Annotated in this window: 9 protein-coding genes; 5 read left to right on the forward strand and 4 right to left on the reverse strand. The window is 55.0% G+C overall.

Annotated features, from left to right (window positions below):
* The first annotated feature begins 91 nt into the window (after positions 1 to 91).
* A complete protein-coding gene (gene dcp, locus N1249_RS10250) occupies positions 92 to 2,122 on the forward strand; it encodes a peptidyl-dipeptidase Dcp (RefSeq protein ID WP_259837439.1) in 2,031 nt (676 codons plus the stop codon).
* A 111-nt stretch (positions 2,123 to 2,233) separates the two neighbouring features.
* Here the strand turns inward: dcp and N1249_RS10255 are convergent, their stop codons facing one another.
* The gene (locus N1249_RS10255) at positions 2,234 to 3,223 is read right to left on the reverse strand and encodes a 2-hydroxyacid dehydrogenase (RefSeq protein ID WP_217188314.1); all 990 of its coding nucleotides are present in this window, start codon (positions 3,221 to 3,223) and stop codon (positions 2,234 to 2,236) included.
* A gap of 438 nt (positions 3,224 to 3,661) precedes the next feature.
* Between N1249_RS10255 and N1249_RS10260 the strand changes: the two genes are divergently transcribed.
* From N1249_RS10260 to N1249_RS10270, 3 genes are read left to right on the forward strand one after another with little or no spacing between them, the layout of a single operon-like run.
* Positions 3,662 to 6,304, forward strand: coding sequence for a YdbH family protein (locus tag N1249_RS10260; RefSeq protein WP_259837441.1), 2,643 nt, complete (start codon positions 3,662 to 3,664; stop codon positions 6,302 to 6,304).
* On the forward strand, positions 6,301 to 6,492 hold the full coding sequence (locus tag N1249_RS10265; RefSeq protein WP_259837444.1) for a YnbE family lipoprotein: 192 nt from the start codon (positions 6,301 to 6,303) through the stop codon (positions 6,490 to 6,492). The genes N1249_RS10260 and N1249_RS10265 overlap by 4 nt, the downstream gene beginning before the upstream one ends.
* A gap of 7 nt (positions 6,493 to 6,499) precedes the next feature.
* The gene (locus tag N1249_RS10270) at positions 6,500 to 6,820 is read left to right on the forward strand and encodes a YdbL family protein (RefSeq protein WP_259837446.1); all 321 of its coding nucleotides are present in this window, start codon (positions 6,500 to 6,502) and stop codon (positions 6,818 to 6,820) included.
* On the opposite strand, the gene feaR is transcribed toward N1249_RS10270, so the two are convergent.
* Positions 6,821 to 7,729, reverse strand: coding sequence for a transcriptional regulator FeaR (gene feaR / locus N1249_RS10275; RefSeq protein WP_259837448.1), 909 nt, complete (start codon positions 7,727 to 7,729; stop codon positions 6,821 to 6,823).
* A 241-nt stretch (positions 7,730 to 7,970) separates the two neighbouring features.
* Between feaR and N1249_RS10280 the strand changes: the two genes are divergently transcribed.
* Positions 7,971 to 9,470: an aldehyde dehydrogenase family protein gene (locus N1249_RS10280; RefSeq protein ID WP_259837450.1), complete on the forward strand. Its 1,500-nt coding sequence runs from the start codon at positions 7,971 to 7,973 to the stop codon at positions 9,468 to 9,470.
* Positions 9,471 to 9,524: 54 nt separating this feature from the next.
* Here the strand turns inward: N1249_RS10280 and N1249_RS10285 are convergent, their stop codons facing one another.
* Together N1249_RS10285 and tynA are read right to left on the reverse strand one after the other, a co-directional pair.
* Complete coding sequence (locus N1249_RS10285; RefSeq protein WP_259837452.1) at positions 9,525 to 10,631, reverse strand: GGDEF domain-containing protein; 1,107 nt, start codon at positions 10,629 to 10,631, stop codon at positions 9,525 to 9,527.
* Positions 10,632 to 10,890: 259 nt separating this feature from the next.
* On the reverse strand, positions 10,891 to 13,164 hold the full coding sequence (gene tynA / locus N1249_RS10290; protein WP_259837454.1) for a primary-amine oxidase: 2,274 nt from the start codon (positions 13,162 to 13,164) through the stop codon (positions 10,891 to 10,893).
* Between the last annotated feature and the right edge of the window lie 144 nt (positions 13,165 to 13,308).

Consider the following 13,308-nt stretch of genomic DNA (forward strand, 5'->3'; position numbering starts at 1 on the left):
GGAGCGCGTTAATGCAACTTTTCTATGTCAGGATTGCAGGCGGGGAGCGGCTGTCCTACTCTGGGGGATATCCCGTTCTCAGGAGTCAACGATGTCGGTCAGCAATCCTTTTTTTGAAATCAGCCTGTTACCTTACCAGGCTCCGCGATTCGACGTAATTAACGATAGCCATTATCGTCCGGCATTTGATGAAGCCATGCGCCAGAAGCGCGCCGACATTGATGCCATCATCGCGCAAACCACACCACCCGATTTCACCAACACCGTGCTGGCGCTGGAAAAAAGCGGCGCCATGCTGTCGCGCGTCAACAGCGTGTTTTTCGCCATGACGTCGGCGCATACCAATGATTATTTACAAGAGCTGGACGAGGCGTTTTCCACCGAACTCGCAGGGCTTGCCAACGATATCTGGCTGAACGAAACGCTCTTTTCCCGCGTCGAGGCCGTCTGGCAGGAAAGGGCCTCGCTGGATGCCGAATCCCGCCGCCTGGTTGAAGAAACCCATCAGCACTTTGTGCTGGCAGGTGCGCGGCTGAACGCTGATGAAAAAGCCGAACTGAAATCCCTGAACACCGAGTCCGCCTCTCTGACAAGCCAGTTTAACCAGCGCCTGCTGGCAGCGGATAAAACGGGTGGGCTGGTGGTGGATTATGTTCACCAGCTTGACGGGCTCAGTGCCGATGAGATAGCCACTGCCGCCCAGGCCGCGGCTGAAAAGGGGCTGAACGATCGCTGGCTTATCCCGTTGCTTAACACCACACAGCAGCCGGCGCTTTCGGCACTTGAGAACCGCCAGACGCGCGAAAACCTGTTCAATGCGGGTTGGCTGCGCACGCAAAAGGGTGATGAAAATGATACCCGCGAGCTGATTCGGCGTCTGTCGGCGTTACGTGCACGTCAGGCTCAGCTGTTAGGGTTCGACAGTTACGCCAGCTGGAGCACCGCCGATCAAATGGCCAAAACGCCTGAGGCTGCGCTGACGTTTATGCGCGGTATTGTTCCGGCGGCACGTGGCCGGGCAGAGCAGGAGCTGGCGGATATCCAGAAAGTGATCGACGACGAGCAGGGTGGATTCACCGCGCAGGCCTGGGACTGGTCGCTTTATGCAGAGCGCGTTCGCTTAGGGAAATACGCCCTCGATGAGTCGCAGATTAAACCTTACTTTGCGCTCAATACCGTGCTGCAAGACGGTGTGTTCTGGGCCGCCAGCCAGCTGTTTGGCATTAGCTTCGTCGAGCGTTTTGATATTCCTGCGTATCACCCGGATGTCCGCGTGTGGGAAATATTCGATCACACGGGCGAAGGGATGGCGTTGTTCTACGGTGATTTCTTTGCCCGCGACTCAAAAGGCGGTGGGGCGTGGATGGGCAATTTCGTGGAGCAATCTTACGAATTTGCCGCGCGCCCGGTTATTTATAACGTCTGCAACTATCAAAAACCGGCTAACGGGCAGACGGCGTTGATCTCCTGGGATGACGTGGTCACGTTGTTCCACGAATTTGGTCATACCCTGCATGGCCTGTTTGCCAGTCAGCGCTACGCCACGCTTTCCGGCACCAATACGCCGCGTGATTTTGTCGAGTTCCCGTCGCAAATTAACGAGCACTGGGCCAGTCATCCGCAGGTGTTTGCCCATTATGCGCGGCATTACGAAACGGGCGAACCAATGCCGGAAGCGCTGCGCGACAAGATGCTTAACGCCACCCAGTTCAATAAAGGCTATGACATGACGGAGCTACTGAGCGCCGCGCTGCTCGACATGAACTGGCACGGGATCGCGGAACCGGTGGATGACGTTGATGCGTTTGAAGCTGCCGCACTCAAAAAAGAAGGCCTGGATCTTCCTGCTGTTCCGCCGCGCTACCGCAGCAGCTATTTTGCCCATATCTTCGGCGGCGGCTACGCGGCAGGGTATTACGCATATCTGTGGACACAAATGCTGGCAGACGATGGCTATCAGTGGTTTGTTGAGCAGGGCGGGTTAACGCGTGAAAACGGGCAGATATTCCGCGACGCGATTTTGTCGCGCGGCAACAGCAGTGATCTGGAAGCGCTGTACCGTGACTGGCGTGGACATAATCCGAAGATTGAGCCGATGTTGAAGAATCGTGGGTTGAGTTAAGGGGTAAGCGGGTGATTCCCCCCTCACCCCAACCCTCTCCCTAAAAGGGAGAGGGGGCCGTCCGTGTTCGCATTGTGTTTTGAGGGTTTCTCAATCTACAAGTGAACAACCTTACGCCAGCTCATTAGGGCAGGCTTCGCCCTTTTCGAGCTGCTGCAAATTACCCAGTGTGGTTTCTGAAATGCTGATCAGCGCTTCGGCAGTCAGGAATGCCTGGTGGCCGGTGAACAACACGTTATGACAGGCGGACAGACGACGGAACACGTCATCCTGGATAACGTCGTTAGACTTGTCTTCAAAGAACAGATCGCGTTCGTTCTCGTACACGTCCATGCCCAGCGCGCCAATCTTCTGGGTTTTCAACGCTTCGATAGCCGCCTGAGAGTCAATCAGACCACCGCGGCTGGTGTTGATGATCATCACGCCGTCTTTCATCTGGTCAAACGCCGTCTGGTTAAGCAGATGATAGTTTTCCGGCGTCAGCGGACAGTGCAGGGAGATCACGTCCGACTGGGAAAAGAGCGTCGGCAGATCGACATATTCCACGCCCAGCTCCAGCGCGGCTGCACTTGGGTAAGGATCAAATGCCAGCAGACGCATCCCGAAGCCTTTCAGAATGCGCAGGGCAGCAACGCCGATTTTACCTGTGCCAATCACGCCAGCGGTTTTGCCGTACATGGTGAAACCGGTCAGGCCTTCCAGCGAGAAGTTTGCATCGCGGGTACGTTGATAAGCGCGGTGAATACGACGGTTCAGCGACATCATCATCCCGATAGCGTGTTCAGCAACGGCTTCCGGGGAGTAAGCCGGAACGCGAACGACCTTCAGACCCAGCTCTTTAGCGGCATCCAGGTCAACATTGTTAAAGCCCGCGCAGCGCAGGGCGATATACTTCACGCCATGCCTTTTCAGCTCTTCCAGAACCGGGCGGCTACCGTCGTCGTTCACAAAGATACAGACGCCTTCACAACCGTTAGCCGTTTTGGCCGTTTTTTCAGTCAGCAGAAAGTCGAAAAATTCAAGTTCGAATCCGTAAGCCTCGTTAACATGTTGCAGATACTTTTTGTCGTACTGCTTTGTGCTATATACCGCGAGTTTCATAAGACTTTCTCCAGTGATTTTGCATTCACGTTAGCATGATTAAAATAATCTTACAATTTATAAAATATTATTGAATTCAATAAGTTCTATGGATAATTCTAGAGCATCTGGGGGCAATAACCCCAGGGTATTCAAACGACAGGGTTTTCTTTCGTTGATATTTTGTTCAGGGATTATCACCGGCAAAGATAAAGACAATACGCGCAGCAGGGGTTAACCGCCCACAAGCCACTCTTCACATGAGAACCCGCGCAGGCATAAGCTAACAAATTGAATAACAGTCATATTGTTGATTTTTTACGTATTAATAATTTTACCTAAGCCCGAAGGTGCATCTATCCTGAATAGTGGTGTTCTCTTCAACTGACTGGCTAAACATGCGACAATGATCGGCACTGTCGGCTTATTTTTTTCAATAAATCAGGATATTAACTGCCCATGAAGGGTAAATACAAAGCCGCGCTCGCGCTTCTACTGCTGATGATACTTTTGCCGCTGACGCTGCTGATGACGCTCGCCCAGTGGGTGCCCACCCTTGCCGGAGTCTGGCTACCTGTGGGTACACGTATCGCCTTTGAAAAAAGCCCTCGTCTGACCCGCCATTCGGTCGTTATCCCGGATCTCCGTTATCTGGTTGAAGACTGTGAGATTGCCAGAGTCGAAAACGTGACGCTGTCACATCCGAGCCGCTGGAAGCTGGATATAGGCGCGCTGGATCTTAATACCGCCTGTCTGAGCAAATTGCCGCAAACCGCGCCGTCAACGGTCGCACCCAAAACGCTGGCACAGTGGCAGGCGCTGCTTCCCAACACCTGGATTAGCGTCCATCGGCTGACGCTCTCTCCCTGGCAGCAATGGCAGGGTGAACTCAAGGCGTCGCTAACGCCTGCCATACAGGAGCTGAGTTATAAGGGCGAGCAGGTCAACGTGCAGGGCAAACTGCGCGGGCAAACGCTGACCATCAGCCAGTTTGAGGCCCATCTGCCGGATTACCCGCAGCCTGTGTCGCTGGTGGGGGAATTCACCTTGCCGCTGGTGCCAGACGGCGTGCCGGTTAAAGGCCATGCGGTGGCAACCTTTAATGTGCCGCAACTTTCCTCTCTGGTGGATGCAGACCTGGACTGGGAACAAAACCAGGGGCAGCTGGTTGTGATGTCGCGCGATAACCCCGACCCGCTCCTCGACCTGCCGTGGACAATTACGCCGCAGCAGCTGTCCATCAGCGATGGTCGCTGGAACTGGCTTCTCTCAGGGATGCCGCTGAGCGGGCGCATTGGTCTGAATATCGATAACTGGCAGCAGGGGCTGGAGAAAGCAACACTCTCAGGCCGTCTTAACGTGCTGACGAAGGGCGATGCGGGCAAAGGTAACGCCGTGCTGATCATCGGGCCGGGTAAGCTCAGTATGGAAAACAGCGATATGCCGTTGCATCTGAGCGGTGAAGCCAAACAAAACGATCTGATCCTCTACGCCATGCTACCGGCAAAACTGACCGGAAGCCTGAACGACCCGCAGCTGGCGTTCGAACCCGGGGCGTTGCTGCGCTCGCGCGGGCGGGTGATTAATTCCCTGAATATCGATGAAATTCGCTGGCCTTTAGCCGGTGTTAAGCTCGCCCGGAAGGGCGTAGACGGCCGTTTACAGGCCATCCTGCGCGCCCACGAAAATGAAATGGGGGATTTTGAGCTGCATCTGGATGGCCAGGCCAATGACTTCCTGCCCGATAACGGCCTGTGGCGCTGGCGTTACTGGGGGAAAGGGAACTTCACGCCAATGAACGCACGCTGGGATGTGGCCGGTAAAGGGGAATGGCGCGACAACGTTATCGAGCTGACCGATTTGTCGACGGGGTTCGACAAACTCCAGTACGGAACGATGCTGGTCACCACACCACGTCTGGTGCTGGATAAACCGGTGCGCTGGTTACGCGATCCGACTAACTCCCAGTTCAGCGGCGCGTTGTCGCTGAATGCCGGACAAACTACGTTTTCCGGCGGCAGCGTGCTGCCGCCATCAGTGCTGACCTTTAGCGTGGACGGCAGCGACCCGACGATTTTCCAGTACAAAGGCTCGCTCCATGCGGGGGCAATTGGCCCGGTCCAGGTGAACGGGCGCTGGGATGGCGAACGCCTGCGCGGCCAGGCCTGGTGGCCGAAACAGTCCCTCACCGTGTTCCAGCCGCTTCTTCCACCAGACTGGAAAATGACGCTACGGGACGGCAATCTTTATGCGCAGGTGGCATTCTCTGCCGCTGCGGGGCAAGGTTTTGAAGCCGGTGGCCACGGGGTACTTAAATCCGGTAGCGCCTGGATGCCAGACAACCAGATCAACGGCATCGATTTTGTACTGCCGTTCCGCTTTAGCGAAGGCACCTGGTCGCTTGGCACGCGCGGCCCGGTCACGTTACGCATTGGTGAGGTTGTCAACCTGATCACCGCGCGTAATATCACGGCGGATTTACAGGGAGACTACCCATGGAGTGAAGACAATCCGCTGCTGTTAACCAATGTCAGCGTCGACGCGCTGGGCGGCAAAATCACCATGCAGCAGCTGCGAATGCCGCAGCACGACCCGGCTCTGCTGCGGGTGAATAATATTTCCTCCAGCGAACTTATCAGCGCGGTAAACCCGAAGCAGTTTGCGATGTCCGGCCCGGTAAGCGGGGCGTTGCCTTTCTGGCTGGATAACGAAAAATGGATAATCAAGGACGGCTGGTTAACCAACCCCGGCCCGATGACGCTGCGTATCGACAAAGACACGGCCGATGCCATCGTGAACGATAATATGGTTGCGGGGGCGGCAATTAACTGGCTCCGCTATATGGAAATTTCGCGCTCGTGGACGAGAATCAATTTAGATAATCTGGGTGAATTAACCATGCAGGCCACGATCAGTGGAACCAGCCGGGTGGACGGGAAAAGCAGTACCGTTCATCTTAATTACACCCATGACGAGAACGTCTTTACCCTCTGGCGCAGTCTGCGTTTTGGGGACAATCTGCAAACATGGTTTGAGCAACACGCGGCATTACCGAATACCAGCCGCAGTTCGACAGGCAAGGAAAGTGAGGAACAACAATGAAAAAGATGGCTGGTGCACTCACCGTGGCCGTTGTCGCGTTGCTGACAGGCTGTACGCCGCGTATTGAAGTTGCGGCGCCAAAAGAGCCAATTACCATCAATATGAACGTGAAAATTGAGCATGAGATCCATATCAAGGTCGATAAAGACGTCGAAACCTTGCTGAAATCGCGCAGCGATCTGTTCTGAGGACGCCATGAAACGAACATTAGCTCTTATTTTACTGGCGCTGGGCATGAACGTGCAGGCTGCAACACTTACCCTGAATGCGGCGCGAGCCGAGGGACGCGTAGGGGAAACGCTGAGCGGTTATATCGCGCCACTGCGTCAGGATGCAGAAACTCTGGCGCTGGTGAATCAAATCAATGCCGCGCGGTCCGAAAGCTATCAGAAACTGGCCGACAGCAACAATCTGCCGGTGGATGAAGTGGCGAAAATGGCCGGTCAAAAGCTGGTTGCCCGGGCGCAGCCGGGTGAATACGTGAAGGGCATTAACGGTAAATGGCTGAAAAAGTAGTTAGCGGCAACGCTTACGATACTCGCCAGGCGACACGCCAAAACGCTGCTTAAACGCCGTTGAAAAGTGGCTATGGTCAGCAAATCCCCAGCTATAGCCAATCCCCGCCAGCTTTTCATCATCGCTGGCGGTGCGCAACACCTGCGCGCACAGGTCAAGACGGCGGTTTTTAATATACTGCGCCACCACCAGCCCCTTATCGGCAAACATCCGGTACAGACTGCGCACCGACATCCCGCTTTCAGTGGCGATCCATTCCGGGCGTAAAGCTTCAGACTGAATATGATCGTCAATCAGGGACAGCACGTTCTGGAACTGACGCTCTTTGCGCGGCTGGACCGCTTCGCGCTGCTGAAACGCCGGACGCAGCAGGCAAACCATAGCTTCCAGCGCTGCTTCGCTCTCTAAATCGCTCAGGTCGGCGTTGCCCATACTCTCCTGCAACAGGCGGTGGCTCAGCTGCACCGTTGGCAGGCTGCGCGACAGCGTCAGCGCACAGCTAACTTCCTGGAAACGACACTGTTGTTCAATAATCTGACGGGGAACGAGCAGGGAAATTTGGCGGGATTTTTCCTGCCAGTAAATCGAGCAGGGGCGTGAAGCATCAATCAGGGTAATATCACCCGTTTTAAGAATGGAGCGGCGATCGTCCTGTTCCAGTTCAGCGCTGCCTTCAAGCTGAAACACGGTATAAAACCAGGCATCGTTGCCGTTTTTAATCTCCTGACGGGTACGAAACAGATTCACACCACCGGCGGTAACAGTGCTTAATTTCAGACTACGGGCATAGCTGGTTTCCAGCTCACCAATGAACTCACCCTCTAACGGGCGAGCGTCAAAACGCCCACACACCTGGTTAATTTGCGCCAGCCATTGCTGATATTTTTCCTGCTCGCTTGCACACGCCATCGTTTATCTCGCTGCACTTTCAATGTTTTCGCATTGTTGCATTTGTGTTGCATTTTGTCAGAGCCATGAGGCTGACTATAGGAAAGAACACTCACCGGGAACAGTGTTATAAGCGGGAATTATCATGTTTTGCGGAGCCTGTCACAGGTGGCAAAGCGAATGTCACACAGACAAAAGCGGGAATGCAAAACGCCTCTTAGACTGCAATGACACCCTGCGAATAATAACGAAGGAGTACCCTATGTCTGAATCACAGGTCGCAGTCCTGCCAGGCGTACAGCAGTTTTTAGATAGACATCATGGACTGTGGATTGAAGGCCGTCAGGCTGCGTCCGACAGTGAAAAACGCCTGAACGTGTTTAACCCGGCAACCGGTGAGGTCATTGCTTCAACTGCCGATGCCAGCGTAGCGGATGTCGATCGCGCGGTGATGTCCGGCTGGCGTGCCTTTGTGGCCCGCAGCTGGGCCGGAAAATTACCCGCCGAGCGCGAGCGTATCCTGCTGCGTTTTGCCGATCTGGTGGAACAGCACAGCGAGGAGCTGGCGCAGCTTGAAACCCTGGAGCAGGGCAAATCCATCAATATTTCCCGCGCCTTTGAAGTGGGATGTACCCTGAACTGGATGCGTTACACCGCCGGGCTGACCACTAAAATTGCGGGCAAAACGCTCGACCTTTCTATTCCGTTGCCGCAGGGCGCGCGCTATCAGGCCTGGACGCGCAAAGAGCCGGTGGGCGTGGTTGCCGGGATTGTGCCGTGGAACTTCCCGCTGATGATTGGCATGTGGAAAGTGATGCCCGCGCTGGCAGCAGGGTGTTCGATTGTGATTAAGCCGTCCGAAACCACGCCGCTGACCATGCTGCGCGTGGCGGAACTGGCAAGCGAAGCGGGCATTCCCGATGGCGTGTTTAACGTGGTGACCGGCAGCGGCGCCGTGTGTGGTGCGGCGTTAACCTCTCATCCGCATATTGCCAAAGTCAGCTTTACCGGCTCCACGGCGACGGGCAAGCAGATCGCGCGCACTGCGGCAGATACGCTGACGGGCGTGACGCTTGAGCTGGGCGGTAAAAACCCGGCCATCGTCCTGAAAGATGCCGACCCGGCCTGGGTGATTGAAGGGCTGATGACCGGCAGCTTCCTCAACCAGGGGCAGGTGTGCGCGGCAAGCTCGCGTATTTATATTGAAGCACCGCTGTTTGATACCCTGGTGAGCGGTTTTGAGCAGGCGGTTAAATCCCTGAGCGTCGGCCCGGGTATGTCGCAGCAGGCGTTTATTAACCCGCTGGTGTCGCGTGCTCACTGTGACAAGGTTCAGACATTCCTCGATGAAGCGAAGTCGCGCAATGCGGAACTTATTACCGGCAACCGTGGCCCGGATGGGCAGGGTTATTATGTCTCGCCAACGCTTGTGGTGAACCCGGATGCGGGCCTGCGCCTGACGCGTGAAGAGGTATTTGGTCCGGTGGTTAACCTGGTCCGCGTGGCCGATGGCGAAGAGGCATTACAGCTGGCGAACGATACGGAGTATGGGCTGACGGCAAGCGTCTGGACTCAGAACATGAGCAAAGCGCTGGAGTACACCGACAGACTCCAGGCCGGCACCGTGTGGGTGAACAGCCATACGCTGATCGACGCTAACCTGCCGTTTGGCGGCATGAAACAGTCGGGCACCGGGCGTGATTTCGGCCCGGACTGGCTGGATGGCTGGTGTGAGACGAAGTCGGTTTGTGTGCGGTATTAATAAACCTTTTTAGGTTTTGCAGGCCGGGTAAGGCGTAGCCGCCACCCGGCTTTTTTAATGCGCCCACCGGTCCCGCCCGGCGTCTTTCGCCCGGTACAGCGCCGCATCGGCGCGGGCGATAATCTCCGTCCCGGCCAGACCCTCCTCCATGGCCGCAATACCCATGCTGGCGGTAACCACGTCGCTCACTTTTGAGGCACTGTGCGGGATAGCCGCCGCGCGCAGCCCATCCTGAATACGTACCGCAACCTGTTCTGCCATGTTTTCCGGGCAGTTGAACAGGATCACCACAAACTCCTCGCCACCATAACGAGACACGACATCGTGCGGGGTACGCACCGATTTTTTTAACACCTGAGCCACACGCGTCAGGCAGTCATCTCCGGCCTGGTGGCCGTAGGTGTCGTTATAAAGCTTGAAATAATCGACATCGAGCATAATCAGCGAGAAGGCTTTGTTCTGATCAACCGCGTTCTCCAGCACGGTTTCCATCGCCCGGCGGTTTGCCGTCTGGGTTAAGGCATCCAGATGCGCAAGCGCGTCGAGCCGCAAAATTAAACGCTGATTCTGCTGGTTACGCCGCCAGGCTTCTTCGAACCAGCTCAACAGGATAAAGCGCCCGCAGATCAGGATAAGGGTAAACACCAGCCAGATGACGGCAAAGCGCAGGTTAACGCCCTGGTTCAGGGCGATACTCGAAACGGGCAGGCTAAGCCACAGCGGTATGACAAAAGCCAACAGCCCGGAAGGGTAAAAATAGAGCGCCGTCATGCCGGCTAAAAGCAGCACAACGAAGATGGGCCACGCGTGAGGAAGCTGCACGATGGCGATTAACAGATATCCGCATATCGCCCACAGCAGGCTGCAAATAAACAAGACGATGCTGATCCCGGCGATATGTTGCCAGGCCATGATCAGCAGGCCCGCCGAAATAATGATCACCCCCAGCATTGAGGTATCCACCATCAACACCAGTTGTTGCGTCGTTCGGAGCTGACTGTCGACATCACCAAACAAAACGTTACGCAGCAGGAGCATGAGCGCGAAGCTCACGTTCACAAAAGCCAGCCACGGCAGGTTCATTGCCAGGCCGTGACGCACCATCGATTTACGGGTAGGCCAGGTGGCGAGATCGGGCGTGGTATTGTGTCTTTTTTCCATAGCGGGCAGTGTCCCCATCCAAAGGGATAAAGTGAAAATAGCGAGCCGGAAGAATCGCTCGTTAATACGTTACGGTGTCACGACATTCAATCAGAATTCAGCGTTATCCAGATATCCGGGCATAGTGTCCAGTTTGGACGTGTTGTAAGAGATAAAAAAGAAGAAAGCATGAATAAATATAATCGGGGGAATGCGTTCAGCAACTGGCCGGAAGGAAAAGAAGCAAAAAAGCCGGGTATTATGCCCGGCTTGTCTGAGGTTACTTATCGTCTTTTTTCTTGCCGAGCGTTGGCGTCTCGTCGAAGAAGTTCCACGGTTTCAGCAGGGTGTGGACCCATTCCGTTGGCATGATTGGCCACTCTTCGGCGCGGGCAACGTGGGTTGTGCCCGTCGTCATCCAGACCACATCATCCTCATTGTTAAGCGACTCGTTATCCTTGCTGTACTGGCCAAGGCCCGTGTCGTGGGTGGAACGGTTCGGGAACTTCCCTTCCGGGTACATCTCATTCGGATGGTAACGCGTGACCCACAGCTGTTTGTCCATAAAGCTCAGGCGATGGTAAATCCACTCATCCGGCGCAAATTTCGCCCCGGTGGCAACCGGGTGAGTACCGCCTGCATACGGGATAATCTGATACGAAACCGGGTTACCCATGCGGTTCTCTTTGCTGGTATTGCTCAGCAGACGGATGGTGCCCGGGTCAAACTTCTGCGCGGCCTGCTGTTCCGTATCAATATTGTACTGATTAATCTGCATGGTACTGGTACGTGGGCCGCCCGCAGTGTTTGGCTTCACTTCAGGATCCATTGCTACCAGGCTGTTGTTGGTGCCATCCACGTCCATATCCAGACGGAAGTTATAGATATGCTGGTGGGTGGTGCCGACGATGTTATGGTCGATCAGCGTGCCGTATCTGGTGTCGTCTTTGGCGGTGGCATCATGCATAGTTTTCGCCAGCACGCCTTTCACCGCTTCAATCCCGGTTGCACCGGCATCAATACCGATGGTGCCGTTTTCGTGGAACACCCAGTCAAAGATATAGTCGTAGTTACCCACGGTACTGACCCAGCGCACAACCAGCTCGCGGCGTTCGGTACTGACGTTCGGCTGACCCATCTCCTGATGCTTGTACTCTGGCCCTGCGTAGCGCTCGAAAATGGCGATGGCGCGTGGGATCTCCATTGGGGCACCGGTGTAATCCGGGATGGTTTCATTCAGCAATACGGCGTTAGACGGGACGTCTTTGCCTCGCACCAGCGGAGAGGTCAGGGTGCCCATGCCGTAGTCGCCGGAATCCAGATACGCTTTGAAGTACCAGCCCACGTCAGGGTCACCGTAAGGCACGATCATCCCGCCCAGCGATCCTTCGTACATAATCTGGCGTTTTTTGCCATTATCGTTGTAGGTCACGGTAGAGATAACTGGCCCCACGCGGGAATCCAGGCTCAGGTGGAAGTCCCAGTTCTGCCAGTGCACCATGTCACCGGTAATGGTGTAGTTCTTGCCTTCTGGCTCAATAATCTCGAGTGGTTTCTTCGGCGTCTCTACGCGGTCGCGGCCATCATACGGACGTGGTGCCATGGGTACCGGCACTACGGCGCCTTCCTCGATTTTCTGGATTTTCTTCTGTTCCAGGTCGACAACGGCCACCAGGTTTTCAATCGGGTGCGCCCAGTAGTTACCGTCGCCGGTATCGAGATAGCTCACCACTTTCAGCAGGCGGTCTTCCTGTTTTAAGCCGTCTTTGCCGTCAAAATAGCCGACGGTCAGCGGGGTGGTGATCACTTTCTTCGGATCGGTTACGCCGTGCTTTTTCAGCGCTTCAACGTATTCCGGGCTGTCATTGATAATCTGCTGTACGGCGGTGAAGTCATCAAGCAGCACCATACCGTGTGCATCTTTGATAGGCTCCCAGCGCAGCACTTTTTTGTCTTTCAGATCAACCAGGCTTTCAATGACGTGTTTACCGTCAAGCATTGTGACTTGCGCCTGGCGAGGGGAATCCACCGCCGTGCCGTTCAGCACAAAGTCCCAGACTTTGGCTTTTTCCGGCTCGGCCAGCGCAATCTGGGTGAAGCGGGTATTAGGTTTAAAATCCGCAGAGGATTTAACAATCTCTACGGCTTGCTTAATTTCATCGGCTGATAATGCATTCAATGGGTGAGGGCGTTTCTCTACCTGGAAGGTCTGGTCAAGGCCGGACTGGAAAACATCGTTGATGAAGGTATCAGAGATAAAGGCTTTTTTGCCCTTCATCACCACAGGCACCTGCAACTTAAGGGTTTTACCGTTGACGATCGCCGTTTTCGCACCTGGTTTGACCTTCACAAATGCACCGTCTTTGGCGATGGTGAACATCTGCGCATAATCATCCCATTGCACATCCGCGCCAAAGTCCTGAAGCGTTTTGTCCATCGGAACCATGTGCGCCTCACTGCCGTGGGCGAAAACAGGGGTTTGCCAGGCGCAAATCAGAGCAACTGCCATGGCCAGTGCCGTTTTACGGGCAGAAAAAGAAGAGTTGCTTCCCATCGTTGACCTCATTTTGTTTTGTTGTGTTTTTTGTGTTGTGCCAGCGTTATCCTGGCAGGGCTGTGTGAAAAGCGTTTGCCTGCATCTGCCAGGTTATTTGTCAGTCTTGCCAGGTTAAAAAAAGACCGGGGGTAAATCACATCC

This window comes from Enterobacter sp. CP102, from assembly GCF_025152625.1.
In the GTDB taxonomy this organism is placed as follows: Bacteria; Pseudomonadota; Gammaproteobacteria; order Enterobacterales; family Enterobacteriaceae; genus Enterobacter; species Enterobacter soli.

Coding starts and splice junctions, on each gene's coding strand:
- dcp (WP_259837439.1), top strand. CDS start 92: ATGTCGGTCAGCAATCCTTTTTTTGAAATCAGCCTGTTACCTTACCAG.
- N1249_RS10255 (WP_217188314.1), bottom strand. CDS start 3,223: ATGAAACTCGCGGTATATAGCACAAAGCAGTACGACAAAAAGTATCTG.
- N1249_RS10260 (WP_259837441.1), top strand. CDS start 3,662: ATGAAGGGTAAATACAAAGCCGCGCTCGCGCTTCTACTGCTGATGATA.
- N1249_RS10265 (WP_259837444.1), top strand. CDS start 6,301: ATGAAAAAGATGGCTGGTGCACTCACCGTGGCCGTTGTCGCGTTGCTG.
- N1249_RS10270 (WP_259837446.1), top strand. CDS start 6,500: ATGAAACGAACATTAGCTCTTATTTTACTGGCGCTGGGCATGAACGTG.
- feaR (WP_259837448.1), bottom strand. CDS start 7,729: ATGGCGTGTGCAAGCGAGCAGGAAAAATATCAGCAATGGCTGGCGCAA.
- N1249_RS10280 (WP_259837450.1), top strand. CDS start 7,971: ATGTCTGAATCACAGGTCGCAGTCCTGCCAGGCGTACAGCAGTTTTTA.
- N1249_RS10285 (WP_259837452.1), bottom strand. CDS start 10,631: ATGGAAAAAAGACACAATACCACGCCCGATCTCGCCACCTGGCCTACC.
- tynA (WP_259837454.1), bottom strand. CDS start 13,164: ATGGGAAGCAACTCTTCTTTTTCTGCCCGTAAAACGGCACTGGCCATG.